Source organism: Pseudomonas sp. TR47, from assembly GCF_044143025.1.
In the GTDB taxonomy this organism is placed as follows: domain Bacteria; phylum Pseudomonadota; class Gammaproteobacteria; order Pseudomonadales; family Pseudomonadaceae; genus Aquipseudomonas; species Aquipseudomonas putida_E.
Genome location: NZ_JBHFCS010000003.1, coordinates 124,820 through 146,573 on the forward strand (window position 1 = coordinate 124,820; position 21,754 = coordinate 146,573).

Sequence of the window (21,754 nt, forward strand, 5' to 3'; positions counted from 1 at the left end):
CATGCTACAACAACATGAAACCTGCACCACGCAGGCTGGCGGGAGAGAGAAAAGTTGTTATAACATTACCAAATCATTCCCCGTCTGCTTCTGGAGTCGTCCATGCGTCGCCTGCTGCTCGCCCTGCCCTTCGCCCTGCTGCCCCTGGCCGTGGCTCATGGCCACGAAGACCATGACCATGACCATGACCATGATCACGCCCACGGCACGCTCGGGGCGCATGAGCACGGTGTGGCCAAGCTCAATGTGGTGCTCGACAGCAACACCCTCGAGCTGGAGCTGGACAGCCCGGCAATGAACCTGGTCGGCTTTGAACACAGCGCCAGCAGTGATGCCGACAAAGCCAAGGTCGCCGCCGTGCGCCAGCAGCTCGAGCAACCTCTGAAGCTGTTTGGCCTGGCAGCGGCTGCTGGCTGCCAGGAAGATGCTCAGGAGCTGGAGAGCCCACTGTTCGGTGATGCGGCAAAAGATGACGACGGTGATGAACATGAGCATGGCCACCAGCACAGCGACATCAGTGCGCACTATCAGCTCAAATGCTCCGCCCCGGAAAAACTCTCTCAGCTCGACCTCACACCGCTGTTCAAGACCTTCCCCGCCACGCAGAAAATCAATGTGCAGTTGATCGGCCCGAACGGCCAGAAGGGCCTGGAAACCTCGCCTGCCAAGGCCGTGGTCGCGTTCTGAATGAGCCTGCCGTTGATCGCGCTGCAAGACCTGGTGTTCGCCTGGCCAGGGCAGCCGCCATTGCTGGATATACCCGCGTTTCGCCTGGAAGCAGGCGAGGCCCTGTTCCTCAAGGGCCCCAGCGGCAGTGGCAAGACCACCTTGCTGGGCCTGCTGGGCGGGGTGAACGTGCCAGCCCAGGGCCGTATCCAGTTGCTCGGCCAGGATCTCGGCAGCCTTGGCCAGGGCGCCCGCGACCGCTTTCGGGTCGATCACACCGGTTATATCTTCCAGCAGTTCAACCTGCTGCCGTTCCTCTCGGTACGGGAAAACGTCGAACTGCCCTGCCGCTTTTCGCACAGCCGGGCCGACCGCGCCCGCCAACGCCACGGCAGTGTCGACCAAGCTGCCCGCGAGCTGCTTGCCCATCTGGGCCTGAACGACCCGGCACTGCTTGCCCGCCGCGCCGACAGCCTGTCGATCGGCCAGCAACAAAGGGTGGCCGCTGCCCGAGCATTGATCGGCCAACCCGAGCTGGTCATTGCCGACGAACCGACCTCGGCACTGGATGCCGACACCCGCGAGGCGTTCATCCGCCTGCTGTTCGATGAATGTCGCGCCGCCGGCTCCAGCCTGTTGTTCGTCAGCCATGACCAGAGCCTGGCACCGCTGTTCGACCGTCATCTGTCACTGGCCGAACTCAACCGCGCAGCCACGCCCCGGGAGGCCTGATGTACCTGCTTCGCCTTGCCCTGGCCAGCCTGGCCAATCGCCGTTTCACGGCGTTTCTCACTGCCTTCGCCATCGCCTTGTCGGTGTGCCTGCTGCTGGCCGTGGAACGTGTGCGCACCGAAGCACGCGCCAGTTTCGCCAGCACCATCAGCGGCACCGACCTGATCGTCGGCGCCCGCTCGGGTTCGGTAAACCTGCTGCTGTATTCGGTGTTCCGCATCGGCAACGCCACCAACAATATCCGTTGGGACAGTTACCAGCATTACGCCCAGGACCCACGGGTGAAGTGGGCGATTCCCATCTCGCTCGGCGACTCGCACCGCGGCTACCGGGTAATGGGCACCACCGGTGAATACTTCAGCCATTACCAGTACGGTCGCCGGCAGCACCTGGAGCTGAGCCAAGGCCGTGAGTTCGCCAGCGACCCGTTCGAGGTGGTGCTGGGCGCCGAGGTGGCCGAGGCGCTGAACTACAAGCTTGGCGACAAGCTGGTGCTTGCCCATGGCGTGGCGGCAATCAGCCTGGTCAAGCACGACGACAAGCCGTTCACCGTGGTCGGCGTGCTCAAACGCACCGGCACACCTGTCGACCGCACGCTGCACATCAGCCTGGCGGGCATGGAGGCGATCCATATCGACTGGCATAACGGCGTGCCTGCCCGTGGTGCCGGGCGCATCAGCGCCGAACAGGCTCGCGCCATGGACCTGCAGCCCGCCGCGATCACCGCGTTCATGCTGGGCCTGAACAGCAAGATCGCCACCTTCAGCCTGCAGCGCGAGATCAATGAATACCGCAGCGAGCCGCTGCTGGCGATCTTGCCCGGGGTAGCGCTGCAGGAGTTGTGGAGCCTGATGGGTACGGCCGAACAGGCGTTGTTCGTGGTCTCGCTGTTCGTCGTGTTGACCGGTTTGATCGGCATGCTCACGGCCATTCTCACCAGCCTCAACGAACGTCGCCGGGAAATGGCGATTCTGCGCTCGGTGGGGGCCCGGCCTTGGCACATTGCCGGGTTGCTGGTGCTTGAAGCGCTGGCACTGGCAAGTGCCGGTATCGTTGCCGGGCTTGGCCTGCTGTATGCCGGCATCGCCCTCGCCCAAGGCTACGTTCAGGCCAACTACGGCCTGTACCTGCCGCTGGCCTGGCCCAGCACGCACGAGTGGACGCTGCTTGCTATCATCCTCGGCGCAGCGCTGCTGATGGGCAGCGTGCCGGCCTGGCGCGCTTACCGGCAGTCGCTGGCCGATGGGTTGTCGATTCACCTCTGAGAAAACGCCATGTTCCGCGCGCTGTTTTTATCCCTGCTGATGCTCGCCGCCCCCACCTGGGCGGCCGAACCCCGCGAACTCGACTGGCCTGCACTGATCCCGGAAGGCGCGCCGATCATCCCGCCGCAACTCGCCCCGCTACACGACATGTCGCAACTGAGCAGCGCCCTGTCCGCTGAGTCAGCCCCAGCGGCGCGCCAGCAAGCGCCCGATGCGCCGGTGGTCAAGGACCTGGACGGCCAGCAAATCAAACTTCCCGGCTATATCGTGCCACTGGAAGTCAGCGAAGAAGGTCGCACTACCGAGTTCCTGTTAGTGCCCTACTACGGCGCCTGTATCCATGTACCGCCACCGCCCTCCAACCAGATCGTGCATATCTTCAGCGAAATGGGCGTACGCGTCGAAGACCTGTACCAGCCCTACTGGATTGAAGGAAAGCTGCACGTCAGAGCCTCCAGCAGCGAACTGGCCGACGCCGGCTACCAGATGGAAGCCGAGAAAATATACGTTTATGAGCTGAAGTGAGAACTGTTTCTAATTCGTGAACGCAGTTCTTTGAGCTGGGTCAAACATTCGGTTTAGACGGCTCCGTACCATTGGACAACTTGATTACTCACGTCCTTTCGGAGCTTCCATGAACAAGTCCTTGCTCGGCGCCTCACTTGTGGCCCTTGCGCTCGCCGCCCCTGCCGCCCACGCCTACCAGGCGGGAGACATGATCCTGCGCGCAGGCGCGATCACCACCGCCCCGAACGAAAGCAGCGGCGACTTGAAGTTCGACGGCAACAAGGTGTCGGGCACCAAGGCGACCCTGGACAGCGACACCCAACTGGGCCTGACTTTCGCCTACATGCTCACCGACCACGTCGGCCTTGAACTGCTGGCGGCCACGCCGTTCCAGCACACCGTGGGCGTGAAGGGCCTGGGTGGCGGCCTGGACGGCAAGCTGGCCGACATCAAGCAACTGCCACCGACCCTGTCGCTGCAGTACTACCCGATGGCACCGAACTCGCGCTTCCAGCCATACGCTGGCATCGGCATCAACTACACCCTGTTCTTCGACGAAGACCTGAGCAGCGCGCGCAAGCAACAAGGTTTCAGCAACCTCAAGCTGCAGGACTCGGTCGGTATCGCCGGTCAGCTGGGCATGGACTACATGCTCACCGATAACCTGTTGGTCAACGCTTCGGTCTGGTACGTCGATATCGACACCAAGGCCACCGTCGACGGCCCGAGCGCGCTGGGCTACAGCAAGACCAAGGTCAACGTGGAAGTCGACCCGTGGGTTTACATGGTCGGCCTTGGCTACAAGTTCTGACCACTGCGATGCAGGGCGGCCAAGGCCTGATGCCAGTCAGTTAGTCTCATTAGGGCTGCTACGCAGCCCATCGCCGGCAAGCCAGCTCCCACAAGGTGCGGAGTACATCAATCAGCGTGGGAGCCGGCTTGCCGGCGATGGGCCGCAAAGCGGCCTAAGTCAGGCCTTGCCGAGCAAGTGCGCCAGCCCTTCGACCATCGAAGTCGGCTGCGGAAAATCGAATCGTGCCAGCAAACGCTGGTTATCCGCCCGCGAGTGGCGAATGTCACCCGAACGAGCCTCGCCATAGCTGACAGGCGGCAAGCTGCCGACCACGGTTTCCAGCGCCTTGAGCAACTGGTTCAGCGAAGTCGCCTGGTTCAGGCCGATATTCACCGCGCCCTCTTCCACCTGCGGCTGCTCGAGCGCCTGCACCATCACCTGCACCAGGTCGCCCACATACAGGAAATCCCGAGTTTGCTCGCCGTCGCCGAACACCGTGATCGGCAACCCTTGGGTGGCCCGCTCACTGAAAATGCTGATCACCCCGGAGTACGGGGACGAAGGGTCCTGGCGCGGCCCGAAGATGTTGAAGAAGCGAAACACCACCGGCTCCAGCCCATGCTGCCGGCGGTAGAAGTCCAGGTACTGCTCGCTGGCCAGCTTGTCCACCGCATAGGGGGTCAGCGGTGCCTTGGGCGTCTCCTCGGCAATCGACTGGCCTTCGCCGTTATTGCCGTACACCGCCGCGCTGGAGGCGAACAGCACCCGGCGCACACCCTGCAGGCGCATGGCCTCACAGACATTGAGGGTGCCGATGAAATTGCTCTGGTGGGTCTTTACCGGGTCTTCGACCGAAGCCTGCACCGAAGCCACCGCGGCCAAATGAACCACAGCGCTGCAACCTGCCGCGGCGCGCTGAACCAGTGCGGCATCGGCAACATCACCCTCCACCAGCTCAAGGCGCGGGTTGCCCAGTTGCAGGTTGTCGCGCTTGCCAGTGGAAAGGTCGTCCAGCACACGCACCGCGTAGCCTTTAGCCAGCAACGCATCGCACAGGTGGGAGCCAATGAAGCCGGCGCCGCCGGTGATCAGGATGGGGGCGTCAGCCATGGCGGTAGAAACGGTCCAGTAGAGGCGGCAGGCCGGCGCGCCAGGCACGCGGCTTGATGCCGAAGGTATGAAGGATTTTCTTGCAGGCCAGCACCGCGTTCTGCGGCTCTTCACTGGCATCCGGGCGGGCGGCATGCGCCTGCGCGGTCGGTGCCTGCACGGCCAGCTGGCGATGCTGCCCGGCCTCGGTGAGGATCGCCTGGCCCAGCGCCAGCGGCGTGGTCGCCTCGTTACCGGCGTAGTGGTAAGTGCCCCACAGCGGCGCGGTGCAATCGAGCTGCTTGAGCACCGACAGGATCACCCGCGCGGCATCGTCGACCGGCGTCGGGTTGCCGCGGCGGTCATCGGCCAGCAACAGCTCCTGCGGTTGCTCGGCGCGGGTCAGGAAGCGGCCCAGGGCACCGTCGATGCTCTCGTCCAGCAACCAGCCGAAGCGCAGCAGCACATGCTGCGGGCACGCCGCACGCACGCTCTGTTCGATGCGCCACAAGGCCTGGCCACGCAGGCCCAACGGCACCGGCTCATCTTTTTCGCTATAGGCCGTGGCACGCGAACCATCGAACACCCGGTAGCTGGAAGGCTGCACCAAGGTGATCTGGTGATGCTGGCACAGCTCCGCCAAGCGCTCCACCGCCCGCTCCTGCTGAGCCAGGCGCGGCTCGCTGACCGACTCGGCCTGGAACCAGTCGAAGTAGTAAGCCAGGTTGACCAGCGCATCGGGGCGATGATCGTCAAGCAGCTGGGTCAGGCTTGCTGGCGTCCAGCCGTCTTCCGGCGGGCGCGGCGCCAGAAATGCGATGTCCTCCTCGGCCCCGAGACGAATCAGCGCTTGCCCGAGGGCATTGCCACCACCCAACAGCATCAGGCGCATACGCATAGAGTCAGCAGATCCGAACAGGTTGATGAGGGAAAGGGTTCATTTTGCGGTTTCCAGACGGGGAAGTCCAACCCTGAGGCTGACAGCACTACCGGGGTAAACGCTAAGGCCGGACCCGAGATCCGCCATCTCGCATTCAATAAACTGCAAGCCAGCTGGGCCTGTCCCGTGACATCGGACGCCAAGAGGCGATACCCATACAGACGCTCAATCTATTCGATTTCGAACAAGCCGTTACTGAGTGGCCCCACACTCAGCCGCTCACGCACGTCGTCATCGATTCGCGGATCGTCCGGCTGATACAGCTTCACCTGCCGGTAGGCGTTGATGCGGTTGATCTCCTCACCCAGGTACTCCCACACCACCCGGGTGCAGGCCGGGTTGCGCCGGTCGCCGCTGGAAACACCGGTCTTCAGGCCATTCAAGCGGGTGATGCGGCTCTTGAAGCTGGGGATGAGGATGGTCTGGCTCATCTCGTTCAGGGTCAGCGACTCGTAGTCGATGAGAAACATCCGGTCCTGCAGCTGGAACGCCGCGCCCAGGTAGCGGCAACGCACCTCGGCATGCAGGTCGGTGGCGCTAGAGCGCTCCTGACGCTCCTGGCGCTCGAACAGGAAGCGGCCGCGCTCCTCGCGCAGGTGCACCAGTGACACCAGGATCGTGCCGGGTACCGACATGCAGTTGGAGTACTCGAAGTAATAGCCGCAGTAGCGCGACAGGTTGCCGGCGTGCTCGTGCAGCGGGCGGAACAGCTCGCTGATCGGGTCGCTGGGCTGATCGGCCACGGCCGATACCCGGGCGCCGATCAGGCGGGCGAACTGCTCGGGAGGCAAGTTCAGCTCGTAGTCCTCGACACCGAAGAAATCACCGATGCGCTTGAGGTTGAACGCCGTCGGGCGGCTCTGCCCGCTCAGGTACTTGTTGAACTGCGCACGGTTGATCGACAGCTGGCGGCAAACTTCGGAGATAGAGCGGTAGTGGCTGCAGGCCAATTTGAGGTTGGTAGCGAAATGATCGCTCATGTTCTGAATCCAGGGTGACGCGAATGGCGCAAGTGTAGCATCAAGTCGCATCAATTCAGAGCAACCCGCGAAATTGTAACCACTCTTGTCATGGCCAACCATGCGCCCCAACGATAGCGGTGCGCCTGCCGTCCGCTGGTCTTTTCACGCGAAGAATAAGAATCGAGGTCATTTTCCAATGCTCGAAGCACTCAACGATTTCCTTTCGGGGAAGCTTCTCATCGTGCTGATCGTCGGTCTCGGCGGTTACTTCACCATCCGCTCGCGGTTCGTACAGTTCCGCCATTTCGCCCACATGTTCAGTGTGTTCAAGGAATCGCTGCGTGGCCAGGCAGGCCAGCTGAGCTCCTTCCAGGCCCTGATGCTGAGCCTGGCCGGCCGCGTTGGCGCCGGTAACATCGCCGGTGTCGGCATCGCCGTGACCCTGGGTGGCCCGGGGGCCGTGTTCTGGATGTGGGTCACCGCACTGGTGGGCATGGCCAGCAGCTTCTTCGAATGTACCTTGGCCCAGGTGTACAAGCGCGCCGATGGCGATGGCCTGTACCGTGGTGGCCCGGCCTACTACATCCTGCACGGCCTGAAGCTCAGGAGCATGGCCATCGTGTTCTCGATCCTGCTGCTGGTCACCTACGGCTTCGCCTTCATGGGCCTGCAGTCGTACACCGTGACACATTCGCTGCAGAACGCCTTCGGCTTCGACCCAAGCCACACCGGTATCGCCCTGGCGGTGCTGCTGGCTATCGTGTTCCTGGGTGGCATCAAGCGTATCGCCGCAGTCTCCGACCTGCTGGTACCGGTCAAGACCTTGGCCTACATCGGCGTGACCCTGTACGTGATCGGCACCCAGATCGAACACGTACCGGCAATGCTGGAAACCATCTTCAAAAGCGCCTTCGGCCTGGACCCTGCATTCGCCGGCCTGCTCGGCAGCGCCATCGTCATGGGCGTGAAACGCGGCGTGTTCGCCAACGAAGCAGGCTTGGGCAGTGCGCCCAACGTCGCTGCCGTGGCTGCCGTGAAGCACCCGGGCGCGCAAGGCGTGGTCCAGGCTTTCAGCGTGTTCCTCGACACCTTCCTGATCTGCACCTGCACCGCCCTGCTGATCCTGCTGTCTGGCTTCTATACCCCGGGCTTCGAAGGTGACGGTATCGTCCTGACCCAGAACTCGCTGGCCGCCGTGGTCGGTGACTGGGGCCGCCTGTTCGTCAGCGTCGCGCTGTCGCTGTTCGTCTTCACCTGCATCCTCTACAACTACTACCTGGGCGAGAACAGCCTGCAGTTCCTCAGCCGCAACCGCCTGGTACTGCTGGTGTTCCGTGGCCTGGTACTGGCGCTGGTGGTCTGGGGTTCGGTACAGGACCTGACCACCGTGTTCGCCTTCGCCGACATCACCATGACCTGCCTGGCCTTCGTCAACCTGGTCGCCCTGGCCTTGCTGTTCAAGGTCGGCCTGCGTGTGATGCGCGATTACGACGACCAGCGCAAAGCCGGCATCAAGCAGCCCGTGTTCGACTCGAGCAAGTTCGCCGACCTGGACCTGGACCGCAAGGCCTGGCCGGCCAATCCGCAGGCCGAAACAGCCGTTGACAAAGCCGTCGGCGAAGTTCAGCCGCAGCGCTGATATCCTCGCCTGCCCAGCCGCCCCGTTCGCGGGCGGCTGCCTACTCTCCGCTCACCACTACGGATGCTTTCCATGCGTGCAGTCACGAATCTTCTCGTCCTCTACACCGGCGGCACCATCGGCATGCTCGAAACCGCCGAAGGCCTGGCACCGGCCGGTGGTTTCGATGCGCGGATGCGCGAACACTTCGCCCAACTGGGCGATGCACCCCAGGTGCAGTGGACGCTGCAGGAAATGAACCCGCTGCTCGACAGTGCCAACATGCAGCAGCACAACTGGCTGGCAATGCGCGATGCCATCGTCTGTGCAGTGGACAATGACGGCCACGATGGCGTGCTGGTGCTGCATGGCACCGACACCCTCGCCCACAGCGCTGCGGTGTTGTCGTTCCTGCTGCTGGGCCTGCCGGTGCCAGTTCTGCTGACCGGGTCAATGTTGCCGGCCGGTGCACCGGGCAGTGATGCCTGGGACAACCTGTGCGGTGCCCTGCGCCAGTTCGAGCAAGGCCTTGAGGCTGGCGTGCAGCTGTACTTCCATGGCCAGCTGTTGCAGGGCTGCCGCGCCTCGAAGCTTCGCAGCGAAGCGTTCGACGCCTTCGCCGCGTTGCCGCGTCATCGTGAAGGCGAGCGGGCGAACGACTTACCTGCCACCTTGGGTTATCGCCAGCAGCGCCAACCGGTGAACATTGCCGTGATGCCGGTATTCCCCGGTTTGCAGGCCGAACACCTGCGGGCGGTGCTCGACACCGGGGTGCAAGGGCTACTGCTTGAATGTTACGGCAGCGGCACCGGGCCGTCGGATGACCAAGCCTTGCTCGACGTGCTGCGCTCGGCGCGCCAGCGTGGGGTGATGCTGGTTGCCATCAGCCAGTGCCCCGAGGGTTCGGTGGTGTTCGATACCTATGCGGCGGGCAACCGCCTGCGCGGTGCCGGGCTGGTCAGTGGCGGTGGCATGACCCGTGAGGCTGCGCTGGGCAAGATGTTTGCGCTGCTGGGCGCGGGGCTGGATGCAGATGCTGCAGAGCAGTGGTTTGCGCTGGACCTGTGCGGCGAGCGCGCTTGAACAGGAAATTGGCGGAAGGCAGCGGGAGTCGAACCTGCCCGGGAACGGCTGCCGTCCCCAACCGGGTTTGAAGCCCGGCCGCGCCACCGGGCGCGATTGCCTTCCTTGAACTCAGTGCCTGGCCTGCTGTTGGGCCAGGGCGCTGTCGGCGCGGATGTGACGCTGATCGGCAACCCTGCGGGTCAGGCCGATACGGTCGAAGTATTCCAGAATCTGCACACTGCGCTTGCGACCGATGCCCAACATATCGCGAAATGCGGCCACCTGCACTATCGGTGTTTCATTCGCTTGCCCTAGCAGCAGCTCTGCCATGCGCTGTAGCGTCGCCTCGGGGTAGAACAGGTCACGTACCACCTGATGCACTACGCCGAGCCTGGCCAACTTTCGCAACAACAGGCGCACATCCGCCTCGGCACATTTCTCTTCGCTGGCCAGCGTCCGCACCCAAGGCGGATCGAAGCGCCCTTCCAGCAACCTTGGCTGCAGCCGCGACCATAGCGCACTGTCGGCCTCGCTCAACTGCACCTTGTGACCAGGCAGATGCAACCACGGCCCGCTGCTGGCGATAGTGCCTTCGCCGAGCATCTCCTCGAGCAGGCTGACGAATGCGGGACGCTCGACTGGCAAGGCGGCGAAGCGGCGCAGGCGGTCACGGTCCGGGCCAAGCTGGTCGGGTTCCTGCTCATGGAACAACGCCAGTTGTTCGCGCACCTGGTGTTTGAGCGCCTGCCACTGGGCTTTAGCGAACAACAACTGGCCTTGCCTGGTTGCGACCACCAGCACGTCAGCTGGCAACTGCCAGCCCTCACGCAAGCGGTTGAACTGGCGCTCCAGCCGCTGCGGGTCGAGCCCGCCCGGTGCGTTGTCGAGCAACGCCATCAAGGCCTGCTCCAGGCCCTCGGCATCACGCAGCACTTCCAACTGGCGCAAGCGCGCCTCGCTGCGACGCTGCCGGCTCGGTGCGAACGGGTCGAGCACCGTACCGCCGCCAAGGGTGCGTTGGGCACGCTGGTCACGCAGCACCAGGCGGTCGCCATGCACGGCTTGCAGCGGCGCATTGAGCAACAATTGGGCGAACATGCGCTGGCCTGCAAGCAGGCGCTCGCCTTCGAGCAGGGCGACCCGTGCGGTGACGTCCTGGGTCCCCAGGTGTACATGCACGGCACTGAAATGTTCGAAAGGACGGGACTCGCCGGCGAGCAGCTGCAGTTCGATATCGACCCGTGTGCTGGGCGCGTGCAGCCATTGCGATACCAGCCAATCGCCACGGCGCACCTGCTCCACCGCGAGGCGCTCGGCAGCAATGTTCAGCGCTACACGCTGCCCCACTTCAGCCACCAGCGCCGCCTGGTTCTGCGCATGCAGGCCACGTACCCGCACCGCTTTACCGGCCTTGCCCAGCAACAACGTATCACCCGCACTGACACGCCCGGCCAGCGCCGTACCCGTGACCACCAGGCCAGCCCCGGTGACCGCGAAGGCGCGGTCGATAGCCAACCGAAAGCCGCCACGCACGCTGCGCTGCTTCAAACCCTCGCCCGCCGCCAGCAACGCATGACGCAGCGCCTCGACCCCCGCGCCGGTGACACTCGACAGCGGGAACTGCGCCGCCCCGGCATAAGGCCCGGGCGCCAGCAACTGCGCAATCTGCACCTGCACTTGGGCCACGCGCGCCGGCGTGACCCGGTCGCACTTGCTGATTGCTACCAGCGCCTGGGGAATGCCCAGCAACTCGATGATCGCCAGGTGCTCACGGGTCTGCGGCATGACGCCGTCATCAGCAGCCACCACCAGCAACACCAGATCGATACCCTGGGCGCCGGCAAGCATGTTGTGGATGAAACGCTCGTGGCCGGGCACATCGATGAAGCCCGTCAGTGGCGCGCCTTCAGCCAAGGCGGCATAGCGATAGCCCAGGTCGATGGTCATGCCGCGCTCGCGTTCTTCCTGGCGATGGTCGCCGGCCTGCCCGGTCAGGGCCTGGAGCAATGCGGTCTTGCCGTGGTCGATGTGGCCGGCGGTACCAACGATCACTGCACCGGCCCCAGTTGCAGGGCCGGTAGCTGCGCCAGCCATTGGGCTTCATCGTCCAGCTGGCGCAGGTCGAGCCACAGCGCGTCATCGTCGATACGGCCGAGCACGGGCACCGCCAGATCGCGCAAGGCGCGCTCCAGCACATGCAGGCTGCGCCCGCGCAGTTTCTTCGACACCTGTGGGCGCAGGCACAGCGCGGCGCTGGGCAGGCGCGCAACCGGCTGGCTGCCGCTGCCGATCATGCCGAACGCCGGCTCGACGCTGACGGCCCATTGCCCCCCGAGGCGAGCCTTGAGCTCGGGTGCCAGGCGCTCGGCCTGGGCGTGGATTTCAGCCTGGCTGCGGGTCAACAGGCGCAGGCTGGGCAAGCGCTCGGCCAGCCTGTCCGGGTTGCGGTACAGCGCCAGCACGGCTTCGAGGGCGGCGAGGGTGATCTTGTCGACGCGCAGTGCACGTTTCAGCGGGTTCTTCTTGATCCTCGCGATCAAATCCTTGCGACCGACGATGATCCCCGCCTGCGGGCCGCCAAGCAGCTTGTCACCGCTGAAGGTCACGATATCCGCACCATCGGCCAGGGCCTGGCGCACGGTCGGCTCGGCGGGCAGGCCCCAGCGGGTCAGGTCGAGCAGGCTGCCGCTGCCCAGGTCTTCCAGCAGCGGCAGTTCATGCTGATGGGCGATTCGCGCAAGCTCCGCGGTCGGCACCTGGGTGGTGAAGCCCTGGATGCTGTAGTTGCTGCAATGCACCCGCATCAACAAGCCGGTACGCGGGCCGATGGCAGCTTCATAGTCGCGGGCATGGGTGCGGTTGGTGGTGCCGACCTCGTGCAGGCGTACACCGGCACGGGCCATGATATCGGGAATGCGAAAGGCGCCGCCGATCTCGATCAGCTCACCGCGGGAAATGATGCCCTCCTTGCGCGCGCCCAGGCTGTTGAGCGCAAGCAACACGGCGGCAGCGTTGTTGTTGACCACGGTGACCGCTTCGGCGCCGGTCAGCTCGCGGATCAGCCCTTCGATCAGATCATCTCGGTCGCCACGCTTGCCGGTGGCAAGGTCGAACTCCAGGTTGAGCGGATAGCGGGCGGCGGTCTGCATGGCTTCAACGGCTTCCTCCGGCAACAGGGCACGACCGAGGTTGGTGTGCAGTACCGTGCCGGTGAGGTTGAAGACGCGGCGTACCTGGCTGCGCTGCTGGGCGGCCAGGCGCTCGCCGCTGCGGCCCAGGAGGATTTCAGCGCCCAGTTCGGCAGCGCCGAGTTGGCCGTTGCGAACAGGTTCGCGCAGGTCGCCGAGCAGCTGGCGCAGGGTGGCGAGCACAGCGTCGCGGCCATGGCGCTCGATCAGCGGGAGGCAGGCCGGGTGGCGTAGCAGGGTGTCGATGGAAGGGAGCCGTGGCGTATTGCTGGCAAGGCTTGAAGACATCAGGTACTACCTTATCCATTGTCTGTTCGGGCCTCATCGCCGGCAAGCCGGCTCCTACAGGACTGCATCGCTCTCGGGAGCGGTGAAATAGCTGTGGCCGGCTTGCCGGCGATGGAGGCAACTCAATTGTGCAGTGTAGACACTCACCCACCACCCGGCGCCAGCATCAGGTTGGGTGCCAGCCGATGAAAGCCCTCCTCGTCCAACCGGATATCCAGCGCCAGGCTGGCCAGGTCATCGGCCAACGGCTCGGCAGCAGCGTCGTTCTCAAGGTAATTCTGTTTCAGGTAGGCATTGCACCCCGGGCAGCACTCCGCCCGCAGCGGCGCCTTGCCCGGCGCATGGCGGTCATCCTCCAGGCTGGTGTAGCACAAGCCCTTGCTCGATTCGCAATACACGCACTTGACCCGCACCACATGCCATTCGCAGGCACACAAGGAGCACGCCAGGTAACGCAGGCCGTTGTGCTTGCCACGGTTACGCACCACCCCCGCCATGGCCGGCGAACCACAGGCCGGGCACTGGGCCTGGCTGCCCGACGGCTTGAGTTCAACTGCCGGCAGCGCCAGCAACCAGCTGGACCAGGCCGCCTGCAGCGCGGCCCCCAGAAACGGCACCAGTGCTGCGGGCACAGCGTCGTACTGCCCGGCCAGCAATGCGCTCCCCCAGCCTTTGCGCTGGCTGTCATCACTGCCACGCAGCGCCAGCAGTGCTGCCGCCAAAGGGCCATTGGCCTCGCCGTCGAAATGATCGATCAGCGCCTGCAACCACGCCAGCCACGGCCCCTCGCGCACCAGGCCGTCGGCCGCAAGGGGTGGCAAACCATGACTTATGCACAGGCGCTGTCGGTCATCGGCCACTGGCAAACCACCAGGCGGGTTATCCACAAGCTGCTGCTGAATGCGACACAGCCGGGCGATCAGGCGCAGGTAGTCGCCAAGGGCATGCCCTGCAGCGAGCTGTTCGAGGCGCATGGCGCGCAGTTCGAACAGGTTGGCGGGCGGCAGGTGAAGAAACGGCGGCATCACCGCCGACGCTTCGATCTGCCCCGGTTCGAGTATCGTGCTCAAGCGTTCATCCTTCTTTACGTCCATGGTCACTCGGCGTCTTGTCGCCGGTCACCTCGCGGTACCACAACTGATGGTGTTTGCGCGCCCAGGCGCGGCTGACCCAGCCATGCAGCATGGCGCCGATCGAGCCCTTGATCCAGATACCGGCGTAGATGTGCACGATGATGCTGAGAATCAGCACGAAGCCCGCCAGCGCATGGGCCAACGACGCCAGGCGAATCGAACCTATGCCGAAGAAATGGCTGAAGTAAGCGCGCCAGATCACCACGCCACTGAACAGCAACACCAGCATGCACACCAACAACGTCCAGAACAGCAGCTTCTGCCCGGCGTTATATTTGCCGATCGGCGGCACGCCCTCCTCCTTGTTGAGCATCACCCGGTCGATGCGGCGCAGCCACAGGCGGTCGTTGGCAGTGATGAAGTTGGCGCGCCAGAAACGCACCACCAGGAACAGAAAGAACACGAACATGGCCACCCCGATGAAGGGGTGCAGGATGCGTGTCCACGGCCCGCCGCCGAACAGATGGCTGAGCCAGAACAGCGCCGGATGGAACAGCGCCAGCCCCGAAAGCCCGGCCAGCACGAACAGGATGGCGACGATCCAGTGGTTGGTCCGCTCGTTGGCGTTGTAGCGCAGGATGGGTTTGTCGTCGTTCATGGCCGCTGCTCCCCTTGCCCACCGGGCTGCTTCGGATCATAGACATGCACCGCCGGGTCCACCTGGTGCACGCTGTCATCAGGTGGCGTGGGGCTGGGGTGTTCGTCCTCCTCGACCCGCTGCGGGCCAACCCGCACATAGTGGAAGAACCCGGCCAGCACCGCCGCGCCCATCGCCAGCAGTGCCAGCGGCTTGGTGATGCCCTTCCACAAGCCCACCAGCGGGCTGATCACCGGCTGGTCCGGCAGGCCGGCATACAAGCGGGGCGTATCGGCATGGTGCAGTACATACATCACGTGCGTGCCACCGACGCCGTCCGGGTCGTAGAGCCCGGCGTTGTCGTAGCCACGCGATTTGAGGTCGACGATGCGTTCGGCAGCATGCACCTTCATTTCGTCCTTGCTGCCAAAGACGATCGCGCCGGTCGGGCAGGTTTTCACGCAGGCAGGCTCCAGGCCCACGCTCACGCGGTCGGAACACAGCGAGCACTTGTAGGCCTTGTGGTCTTTCTGCGAGATGCGCGGAATGTTGAACGGGCAGCCAGTGATGCAATAGCCACAGCCGATGCAATGGTCCTGGTTGAAATCGACGATGCCGTTGGCGTGCTTGATGATCGCTCCCGGGCTCGGGCACGCCTTCAGGCAACCCGGCTCGGCGCAATGCATGCAGCCGTCCTTGCGGATCAGCCACTCCAGGTTGCCATCGTCGCGCTCGTGTTCAGTGAAGCGCATCAGGGTCCAGGTATCGGCCGTCAGGTCTTGGGGGTTGTCGTAGGTACCGTGGTTGTGGCCGACCTCGTCACGCAGCTCGTTCCACTCTGAACACGCCACCTGGCAGGCCTTGCAGCCGATGCATTTGGTGGTGTCGATCAGTTTGGCGACTTCCTGCTGCAGGCGTACCGAAGGCGGTACGGTGGTGGTGGCCGAGCGGGCAATGATGTCTTGGCTGGCCATCAGACTTTCTCCACTTTGACGAGGAACGACTTGGACTCCGGCGTCTGCGTGTTGCCGTCACCGAGGAAGGGCACCAAGGTGTTGGTCAGGTAACCGTGCCGTGTCGCGCCGGTGAAGCCCCAGTGCAACGGGATGCCGATCTGGTGCACGGTCTGGTTGTTGACCTGCAGCGGGCGAATCCGCTTGGTCACCACCGCCACCGCTTCGATATGCCCGCGCTTGCTCGACACCCGCACCCGGTCGCCCGCCTTGATGCCTTTCTCGTTGGCCAGCACCTCACCGATCTCGACGAACTGCTCGGGCTGGGCAATGGCGTTGAGCCGGCAATGCTTGCTCCAGAAGTGGAAGTGCTCGGTCAGCCGGTACGTCGTCGCCGCATACGGGAATTCGTCGTGCTTGCCGAGGGTGTCCCACACCGAATCGAAGATCCGCCCGGCCGGGTTGCTGGTGGCCTTGTTGTTCTTCGGGTGCAGCGGGTTGATGCCGATCGGCGTCTCGAACGGCTCGTAGTGCTCGGGGAACGGCCCTTCGGCCATCTTGTCGATGGCAAAGAACCGCGCCACGCCCTCGGGGTTCATGATGAACGGGTTCATGCCCGCTTGCGGTGGTGAATCGACCTTGAAGTCGGGCACGTCGGTGCCGGTCCAGGCCTTGCCGTTCCACCACACCAGGCGCTTTTTCTCCGGGTCCCATGGCTTGCCTTGCAGGTCACTGGAGGCACGGTTGTACAGGATGCGGCGGTTGGCCGGCCAGGCCCAGGCCCAGTTCTGCGCCTGGTGCATGCCATACGGGTCGCTGTTGTCACGCCGCGCCATCTGGTTGCCCTGCTCGGTCCAGCAACCGGCGAAGATCCAGCAGCCGGACGCAGTGCTGCCGTCGTCCTTGAGTTGGCCGAAGCCTGCCAACTGTTGCCCGGCCTTGATGAGCGCGCCCGAGGGGTCGGTCACATCAGTGACCGCCCAGCCGTTCATTTCCTTGGCCAGTTCCTCCGGGGACGGCTCGTCAGGCAGCTTGTAGGGCCAACTGATGTTCATGATCGGATCAGGGTAAGTGCCACCCTCGGTCTGATAGCGCTGACGCATGCGCAGGAACAACTCGCTCATGATCTGCACGTCGGTGCGGGTCTCGCCCGGGCCGTCGGCGCCCTTCCAGTGCCACTGCAGCCAGCGGCTGCTGTTGACCAGCGAACCATCCTCCTCGGCGAAACAGGTGGTGGGCAGGCGAATCACTTCGGTCTGGATATTGGCCGTGTCGACATCGTTAAAGGGCCCGGCATTGCGCCAGAACTCCGAGGTCTCGGTGGCCAGCGGGTCCATGACCACCAGCCACTTGAGCTTGCCCAGGGCAGCAGTCACGCGGTTCTTGTCGGGCAACGCGGCGATCGGGTTGAAGCCTTGGCAGATGTAACCGTTGACCTTGCCTTGGCTCATCATCTCGAACATGCGCAGCACGTCATAGGCCGGCACGTCGAGCTTGGGCAACCAGTCGTAACCCCAATTGTTTTCTGCCGTGGCATTGGCGCCATACCAGGCCTTCATCAGGCTGACATGGAACTTGCCGTAGTTCTGCCAGTAGGACAACTGCCCAGGGCGCAGCGGCTTGGAGGCCCGCTTGTCAATGTAGGCGGCATAGTCCTGCTCGGCATCGCCAGGCAGGCTCAAGTAGCCCGGCAGCGAGTTGGACAGCAAGCCAAGGTCGGTCAGGCCCTGGATGTTGGAATGCCCGCGCAGGGCATTGACCCCGCCACCCGGCATGCCGACGTTGCCCAGCAGCAACTGGACCATGGCCGCACTGCGGATGATCTGCGCGCCGATCGAATGCTGCGTCCAGCCCAGTGCATAGAGGATCGTCATGGTCTTGCCCGGTACCGAGCAGGTGGCGATCTCTTCCCAGATCTTCATCATGGCGTCCTGCGGCATGCCACAGGTCATGCTCGCCAGTTCCGGGGTATAGCGGCTGTAATGCTGCTTCATCAACTGGAACACGCAACGCGGGTGCTGCAGGGTCGGATCGACCTTGGCGAAACCGTCCTCGCCCAGTTCGTACCCCCAGCCGGACTTGTCGGCATACACACGCTTGGCCGCGTCGTAACCACTGAACAGCCCGTCTTCGAAACCATAGGTTTCTTTGACGATGAACGACACGTCGGTGTAGTTGCGCACGTACTCGTGCTGGATCTTGTCATTGCTCAGCAGGTAGTTGATCAACCCGCCCATGAAGGCGATGTCGCTGCCGGTACGAATTGGCGCGTAGTAGTCCGCCACCGAGGCGGTACGGGTAAACCGCGGGTCGACCACGATCAGCCGCGCCTTGTTGTGCGCTTTGGCCTCGGTCACCCACTTGAAGCCGCACGGGTGAGCTTCTGCTGCGTTGCCACCCATCACCAGGACCAGATTCGCGTTGGCGATATCTGACCAGTGGTTGGTCATGGCGCCACGGCCGTACGTCGGGGCAAGACTTGCCACCGTCGGGCCATGTCAGACACGTGCCTGGTTATCGAACCCCAGCATGCCGGTTGCGCGGATGACCTTGTGGGTCAGGTAGCCGGCCTCGCTGGAGGCGGCGGAGGCAGCGAGAAAACCGGTGGTAAGCCAGCGGTTGACGGTTTGCCCCTGGGCGTTCTTTTCGATGAAGTTGGCGTCGCGGTCCTGCTTCATCAGTCCGGCGACGCGGTCGAGTGCCTCGTCCCAACTGACCCGTACCCACTCCTTGCTGCCCGCCTTGCGCACCTCAGGGTATTTGAGGCGGCTCTCGCTGTGGATGAAGTCCAGCAGGCCGGCGCCTTTCGGGCACAGGGTGCCGCGGTTGACCGGGTGGTCGGCGTCGCCTTCGATATGGATGATGTTCTGTTTGACGTTCTTGCCCGCATCGCCCTGGCTGTAGAGGATCAGGCCGCAGCCGACCGAGCAGTAGGGGCAGGTGTTGCGGGTTTCCTTGGTGTGCGCCAGCTTGAAGTGGCGCACCTGCTCGGCGAAGGCCGGCGTCGGGGCCATGCCCAACGCCGCCAGGCTCGAGCCTCCAAGGCCGACAGCGGCGACCTTGAAGAATTGCCGACGGTTGAGGTCCATCGTGCACTCCTGATCAGGTTTCGGGCGCTCGGGGCATTGCCGGCGCCTCGGGTCATCACGGTGGCGGCTAAGCGATGCCGCCAACCGTTAAGACTAGCCAAGAATGCCAAAAGTGCGATTGACCCTAGTCAGCAAGGCGGCAGATTGCGCGCCACATTCAAGGCCGCGCTGCTCTGCGCCACCGGCATGATTTCGAGCGTATTGATGTTTACGTGTGGCGGCTGTTCAGCGATCCACGCAACCGTGGCAGCAATGTCCTGGGGCAAAATCGCCTGCACATCACGGTACAACGCATCCACTGCATTCAGGTCGCCGTTCAGGCGCACCACCGAAAAATCGGTCCCGGAACACAGCCCAGGTTCGATGTTGCTGACTCGCACGCGGGTCCCCGCCAGATCGGCGCGCAGGTTCAGGCTGAACTGACGCACGAACGCCTTGCTCGCGCCATAAACGTTGCCGCCCGGGTAGGGATAAGTGCCGGCAATCGAACCAATGTTGATGATCATGCCGCTGTCGGCCCGGACCATCTGCGGCAATACCGCATGGGTGACCATGGCCAGGCCGGTGATGTTGGTGTCGATCATGCGCTGCCAGTTCTCGGCGCTGCAGGCCTGGGCCCGCTCGATACCCAGCGCCAACCCTGCGTTGTTGACCAGCACATCGATGCCCGGCGCAGCTTCGTTGATCTGCGCCACCGCTGCGCTGACCGACTGCATATCAGTCACATCCAGCGCCAGTGGAATGAAGTTGTCGCCAAGTTCATGCTCCAGGGCCTGCAACTTGTCCATACGGCGGGCGCCACCGATCACGCGATAGCCCTTGGCAACCAGGGTGCGGCATATGGCCCGGCCAAAGCCTGAGGAGGCGCCGGTTACGAATGCAGTTTTCATAAGGTTTGTCTCCCAGAAGGTAATGTCAGACCAGGTACTTCACGCCAAGGCTGGTGAACAGGCACAACATCGAGAACACCAGCGCCTTGCGCACCACGTCGTTGCCTTTGCGCAGCGCCAGTGCACTGCCCATGTGATTACCGAGGATGTTGCAGGCCACCAGCGGCAACGCCAGCAGGTAGACCACCTTGCCGGCCATGATGAATGCGACCAGCGCACCGATGTTGGAGGCGAAGTTGAAGGTCTTGGAGTTGGCCGAACTGGAAACCAGGTCCATGCGCAGCAGGTAGTGGAAGGCGATGATGAACATGCTGCCAGTGCCTGGGCCGAAGAAGCCGTCGTAAAAACCGATGGCCAGGCAGGTCACCGGCACGACGGTGTAGAGCATCCGCGCCGACAGCTCTCGCTCCTCGATCGGGCGGTCTTTGGGGGTGAGGAAGATCAGGATGCCGAAAGGGATCAACGCCAGAATGATCTTGCCTACGGTTTCCTGAGAGATCGACACGATCAGGTGCGCCCCCAGGTAGGCGCCGAGCAGTGAGAACGGCACGCCGACCAGTGCCACCTGCCAGACCATCTTGCTGTTGGCCAGGAAATTGCGGATGGCAGCCAGCGTGCCCAGCGTACTGACCAGTTTTTCCTGCCCCAGGGCTACCTGAGGCGGCATGCCCACCAGCAGAAACCCTGGTACCAGGAACAACCCGCCACCCCCGGCAATGCTGTCCACAAAGCCTGCGACAAAGGCAATGGCGCCCAGCAGCAGGATCGCCAGCAGCCAGTGTTCTGCCCAGTAAGCGCCTAACAGTTCCATAGCAGTAATTCCGTCGAAAAATGAAAAGAAATCAGGAGAGCACTTCGTAAAGGTGGTCGGCCCGGGCGAAGCGCACACGGTTCAGGTCGTTGACCGCGAACACCCGCAGCAGCCAACGGTCAGCGCCGTCGTTCTGCGGCTCGAAGCCATCGCGGGCATGCAGCACGCGCTGGTTCTTGAAGATCATGAAGTCGCCTGGCAGCAGCAGGTGCGGCTCATCGAAACGCCGGGTTTCCAGCAAGCCGCGCAGGGTGGCCAGGGCCTGCTCGGCGCGCAGGTTCAGCCCGTGGGTGTTCTCGCTGTCGAAGCGGCACAACCACTCGCCTGAATGGCCACGCACCAGCACCGGCAGTTCGGCGGTGCAGCGGCGGTTACCGGTGAACGAGTCAGGGCGGCGGATTTCGAATTGCGCTTCGCACAGTTCGCGCACGGTAGCCAAGGGCAGCGACGCGATCACTGCATCCAGGTTGACCAAGGTGGTGCTGATACGTGGATCACAGCGCATGCCGAAGAACGACAGGTATTCCGGGCAGCAGGAAACCGTACCCAGCGGCTCGGAAGACAATGGCAGGTCGGGATTGTCTACGTGATAGGAAAATCGCAGCCGTGAGCCATGCGAGCTCTTGTGGCTGGATGAAGTTCGGGCCGGGATGACATGGCGAAACAGCCGACCGTCATTTTCACCCTCGTAGACAACCGGGTTGATGCCCATCAGGTTCTGCATGGTCAGGCTGACCAGGCAGGCAATCGGCGTGCTGCGTGGGCTGAGCACACCGGAGTAAGGGGTAGGAGGCACATCGCGATCGCGCGGGCAATTACGCACGATCATGCTGGTCAGTTGCGGATCTTCAACGAACCCCCGGATTTGCTGGCACAGCGCTTTGCCCAAGACCTCCTGCGCCTGCTCCTTGAGTTGCGGGTAAAGCTCTTTGCTGGTTTCGAAATCGAGCGGGGTGTTGCTCAGCAAGGTTTGCCAGGCACTGGAGACAACCCAGGGCAGGCGGATCTCCAGTGAAGTCTGAGGCTCGGCTGCTTGTTGCAGGTATGCGCTTTCCATTTCGAGTGCTATTCCATTGGCCATTCGGTGTCGTGCCATGCCGGGCAGAGGCGGCAGTCATTGTCTTTTTTTGAAACCGTTCACAGCTAAGCGATGCGAACGAGGGGTGCTGCTCCAGGCACCACCAAATT

19 protein-coding genes and 1 tRNA gene are annotated in these 21,754 nt (G+C 63.5%); 7 read left to right on the forward strand and 13 right to left on the reverse strand.

The annotated features are described in order from the left end of the window. Positions 1 to 102: 102 nt before the first annotated feature. The 5 genes from ACEWE8_RS04720 to ACEWE8_RS04740 all read left to right on the forward strand — a co-directional run bounded on the left by ACEWE8_RS04720 (position 103) and on the right by ACEWE8_RS04740 (position 3,981). Complete coding sequence (locus ACEWE8_RS04720; protein ID WP_046785091.1) at positions 103 to 687, forward strand: DUF2796 domain-containing protein; 585 nt, start codon at positions 103 to 105, stop codon at positions 685 to 687. Further along, positions 688 to 1,398 carry an ABC transporter ATP-binding protein gene (locus ACEWE8_RS04725; protein WP_046785090.1) on the forward strand — a complete coding sequence of 237 codons (711 nt, stop codon included), beginning with the start codon at positions 688 to 690 and terminating at the stop codon, positions 1,396 to 1,398. Further along, on the forward strand, positions 1,398 to 2,663 hold the full coding sequence (locus ACEWE8_RS04730; RefSeq protein ID WP_046785089.1) for an ABC transporter permease: 1,266 nt from the start codon (positions 1,398 to 1,400) through the stop codon (positions 2,661 to 2,663). The genes ACEWE8_RS04725 and ACEWE8_RS04730 overlap by 1 nt, the downstream gene beginning before the upstream one ends. A 9-nt stretch (positions 2,664 to 2,672) precedes the next feature. Next, on the forward strand, positions 2,673 to 3,188 hold the full coding sequence (locus tag ACEWE8_RS04735; RefSeq protein ID WP_046785088.1) for a DUF3299 domain-containing protein: 516 nt from the start codon (positions 2,673 to 2,675) through the stop codon (positions 3,186 to 3,188). 109 nt (positions 3,189 to 3,297) lie between these two features. Further along, positions 3,298 to 3,981 carry an OmpW family protein gene (locus tag ACEWE8_RS04740; RefSeq protein WP_012312498.1) on the forward strand — a complete coding sequence of 228 codons (684 nt, stop codon included), beginning with the start codon at positions 3,298 to 3,300 and terminating at the stop codon, positions 3,979 to 3,981. Positions 3,982 to 4,140: 159 nt separating this feature from the next. Here the strand turns inward: ACEWE8_RS04740 and ACEWE8_RS04745 are convergent, their stop codons facing one another. From ACEWE8_RS04745 to ACEWE8_RS04755, 3 genes are all read right to left on the reverse strand, one after another. After that, positions 4,141 to 5,073, reverse strand: a complete 933-nt coding sequence (locus ACEWE8_RS04745) for an NAD-dependent epimerase/dehydratase family protein (RefSeq protein WP_046785087.1) — start codon at positions 5,071 to 5,073, stop codon at positions 4,141 to 4,143. Beyond that, complete coding sequence (locus tag ACEWE8_RS04750; protein WP_046785086.1) at positions 5,066 to 5,950, reverse strand: sugar nucleotide-binding protein; 885 nt, start codon at positions 5,948 to 5,950, stop codon at positions 5,066 to 5,068. Before ACEWE8_RS04750 ends, ACEWE8_RS04745 begins: the two co-directional genes overlap by 8 nt. A gap of 212 nt (positions 5,951 to 6,162) precedes the next feature. Continuing rightward, on the reverse strand, positions 6,163 to 6,972 hold the full coding sequence (locus ACEWE8_RS04755) for a helix-turn-helix transcriptional regulator (RefSeq protein WP_046785085.1): 810 nt from the start codon (positions 6,970 to 6,972) through the stop codon (positions 6,163 to 6,165). Positions 6,973 to 7,150: 178 nt separating this feature from the next. Here ACEWE8_RS04755 and ACEWE8_RS04760 point away from each other — a divergent pair, with 178 nt between their 5' ends. Both ACEWE8_RS04760 and ACEWE8_RS04765 read left to right on the forward strand, forming a co-directional pair. Next, entirely contained in the window at positions 7,151 to 8,593 is a 1,443-nt protein-coding gene (locus tag ACEWE8_RS04760) for a sodium:alanine symporter family protein (protein ID WP_046785084.1), read from the forward strand. 72 nt (positions 8,594 to 8,665) lie between these two features. After that, a complete protein-coding gene (locus tag ACEWE8_RS04765; RefSeq protein ID WP_046785083.1) occupies positions 8,666 to 9,655 on the forward strand; it encodes an asparaginase in 990 nt (329 codons plus the stop codon). Between the two features lie 9 nt (positions 9,656 to 9,664). Here the strand turns inward: ACEWE8_RS04765 and ACEWE8_RS04770 are convergent. The 10 genes from ACEWE8_RS04770 to ACEWE8_RS04815 all read right to left on the reverse strand — a co-directional run bounded on the left by ACEWE8_RS04770 (position 9,665) and on the right by ACEWE8_RS04815 (position 21,623). Continuing rightward, a tRNA-Sec gene (locus tag ACEWE8_RS04770) sits at positions 9,665 to 9,760 on the reverse strand. A gap of 6 nt (positions 9,761 to 9,766) precedes the next feature. Then, positions 9,767 to 11,689, reverse strand: coding sequence for a selenocysteine-specific translation elongation factor (selB, locus tag ACEWE8_RS04775; protein WP_046785176.1), 1,923 nt, complete (start codon positions 11,687 to 11,689; stop codon positions 9,767 to 9,769). Next, positions 11,686 to 13,113 carry an L-seryl-tRNA(Sec) selenium transferase gene (gene selA, locus ACEWE8_RS04780; protein ID WP_046785082.1) on the reverse strand — a complete coding sequence of 476 codons (1,428 nt, stop codon included), beginning with the start codon at positions 13,111 to 13,113 and terminating at the stop codon, positions 11,686 to 11,688. Before selA ends, selB begins: the two co-directional genes overlap by 4 nt. Before the next feature lie 143 nt (positions 13,114 to 13,256). Beyond that, positions 13,257 to 14,183: a formate dehydrogenase accessory protein FdhE gene (fdhE, locus tag ACEWE8_RS04785; RefSeq protein WP_046785081.1), complete on the reverse strand. Its 927-nt coding sequence runs from the start codon at positions 14,181 to 14,183 to the stop codon at positions 13,257 to 13,259. A 4-nt stretch (positions 14,184 to 14,187) separates the two neighbouring features. Continuing rightward, positions 14,188 to 14,844: a formate dehydrogenase subunit gamma gene (locus ACEWE8_RS04790; protein ID WP_046785080.1), complete on the reverse strand. Its 657-nt coding sequence runs from the start codon at positions 14,842 to 14,844 to the stop codon at positions 14,188 to 14,190. Further along, a complete protein-coding gene (gene fdxH, locus ACEWE8_RS04795; RefSeq protein ID WP_046785079.1) occupies positions 14,841 to 15,797 on the reverse strand; it encodes a formate dehydrogenase subunit beta in 957 nt (318 codons plus the stop codon). Before fdxH ends, ACEWE8_RS04790 begins: the two co-directional genes overlap by 4 nt. Then, the gene (gene fdnG, locus ACEWE8_RS04800) at positions 15,797 to 18,865 is read right to left on the reverse strand and encodes a formate dehydrogenase-N subunit alpha (RefSeq protein ID WP_144415440.1); all 3,069 of its coding nucleotides are present in this window, start codon (positions 18,863 to 18,865) and stop codon (positions 15,797 to 15,799) included. The genes fdxH and fdnG overlap by 1 nt, the downstream gene beginning before the upstream one ends. Positions 18,866 to 18,993: 128 nt before the next feature. Beyond that, positions 18,994 to 19,755, reverse strand: a complete 762-nt coding sequence (locus ACEWE8_RS04805; RefSeq protein WP_125923485.1) for an SDR family NAD(P)-dependent oxidoreductase — start codon at positions 19,753 to 19,755, stop codon at positions 18,994 to 18,996. A gap of 25 nt (positions 19,756 to 19,780) precedes the next feature. After that, positions 19,781 to 20,566: a TSUP family transporter gene (locus ACEWE8_RS04810; protein ID WP_046785076.1), complete on the reverse strand. Its 786-nt coding sequence runs from the start codon at positions 20,564 to 20,566 to the stop codon at positions 19,781 to 19,783. 31 nt (positions 20,567 to 20,597) lie between these two features. Beyond that, positions 20,598 to 21,623 carry a TauD/TfdA family dioxygenase gene (locus ACEWE8_RS04815; RefSeq protein WP_046785075.1) on the reverse strand — a complete coding sequence of 342 codons (1,026 nt, stop codon included), beginning with the start codon at positions 21,621 to 21,623 and terminating at the stop codon, positions 20,598 to 20,600. Positions 21,624 to 21,754 lie beyond the last annotated feature (131 nt).

Bases quoted from the DNA above. Each gene is read 5' to 3' on its own strand.
- ACEWE8_RS04720 (WP_046785091.1), top strand. From the start codon at position 103: ATGCGTCGCCTGCTGCTCGCCCTGCCCTTCGCCCTGCTGCCCCTGGCC.
- ACEWE8_RS04725 (WP_046785090.1), top strand. From the start codon at position 688: ATGAGCCTGCCGTTGATCGCGCTGCAAGACCTGGTGTTCGCCTGGCCA.
- ACEWE8_RS04730 (WP_046785089.1), top strand. From the start codon at position 1,398: ATGTACCTGCTTCGCCTTGCCCTGGCCAGCCTGGCCAATCGCCGTTTC.
- ACEWE8_RS04735 (WP_046785088.1), top strand. From the start codon at position 2,673: ATGTTCCGCGCGCTGTTTTTATCCCTGCTGATGCTCGCCGCCCCCACC.
- ACEWE8_RS04740 (WP_012312498.1), top strand. From the start codon at position 3,298: ATGAACAAGTCCTTGCTCGGCGCCTCACTTGTGGCCCTTGCGCTCGCC.
- ACEWE8_RS04745 (WP_046785087.1), bottom strand. From the start codon at position 5,073: ATGGCTGACGCCCCCATCCTGATCACCGGCGGCGCCGGCTTCATTGGC.
- ACEWE8_RS04750 (WP_046785086.1), bottom strand. From the start codon at position 5,950: ATGCGTATGCGCCTGATGCTGTTGGGTGGTGGCAATGCCCTCGGGCAA.
- ACEWE8_RS04755 (WP_046785085.1), bottom strand. From the start codon at position 6,972: ATGAGCGATCATTTCGCTACCAACCTCAAATTGGCCTGCAGCCACTAC.
- ACEWE8_RS04760 (WP_046785084.1), top strand. From the start codon at position 7,151: ATGCTCGAAGCACTCAACGATTTCCTTTCGGGGAAGCTTCTCATCGTG.
- ACEWE8_RS04765 (WP_046785083.1), top strand. From the start codon at position 8,666: ATGCGTGCAGTCACGAATCTTCTCGTCCTCTACACCGGCGGCACCATC.
- selA (WP_046785082.1), bottom strand. From the start codon at position 13,113: ATGTCTTCAAGCCTTGCCAGCAATACGCCACGGCTCCCTTCCATCGAC.
- ACEWE8_RS04790 (WP_046785080.1), bottom strand. From the start codon at position 14,844: ATGAACGACGACAAACCCATCCTGCGCTACAACGCCAACGAGCGGACC.
- fdxH (WP_046785079.1), bottom strand. From the start codon at position 15,797: ATGGCCAGCCAAGACATCATTGCCCGCTCGGCCACCACCACCGTACCG.
- ACEWE8_RS04805 (WP_125923485.1), bottom strand. From the start codon at position 19,755: ATGAAAACTGCATTCGTAACCGGCGCCTCCTCAGGCTTTGGCCGGGCC.
- ACEWE8_RS04810 (WP_046785076.1), bottom strand. From the start codon at position 20,566: ATGGAACTGTTAGGCGCTTACTGGGCAGAACACTGGCTGCTGGCGATC.
- ACEWE8_RS04815 (WP_046785075.1), bottom strand. From the start codon at position 21,623: ATGGAAAGCGCATACCTGCAACAAGCAGCCGAGCCTCAGACTTCACTG.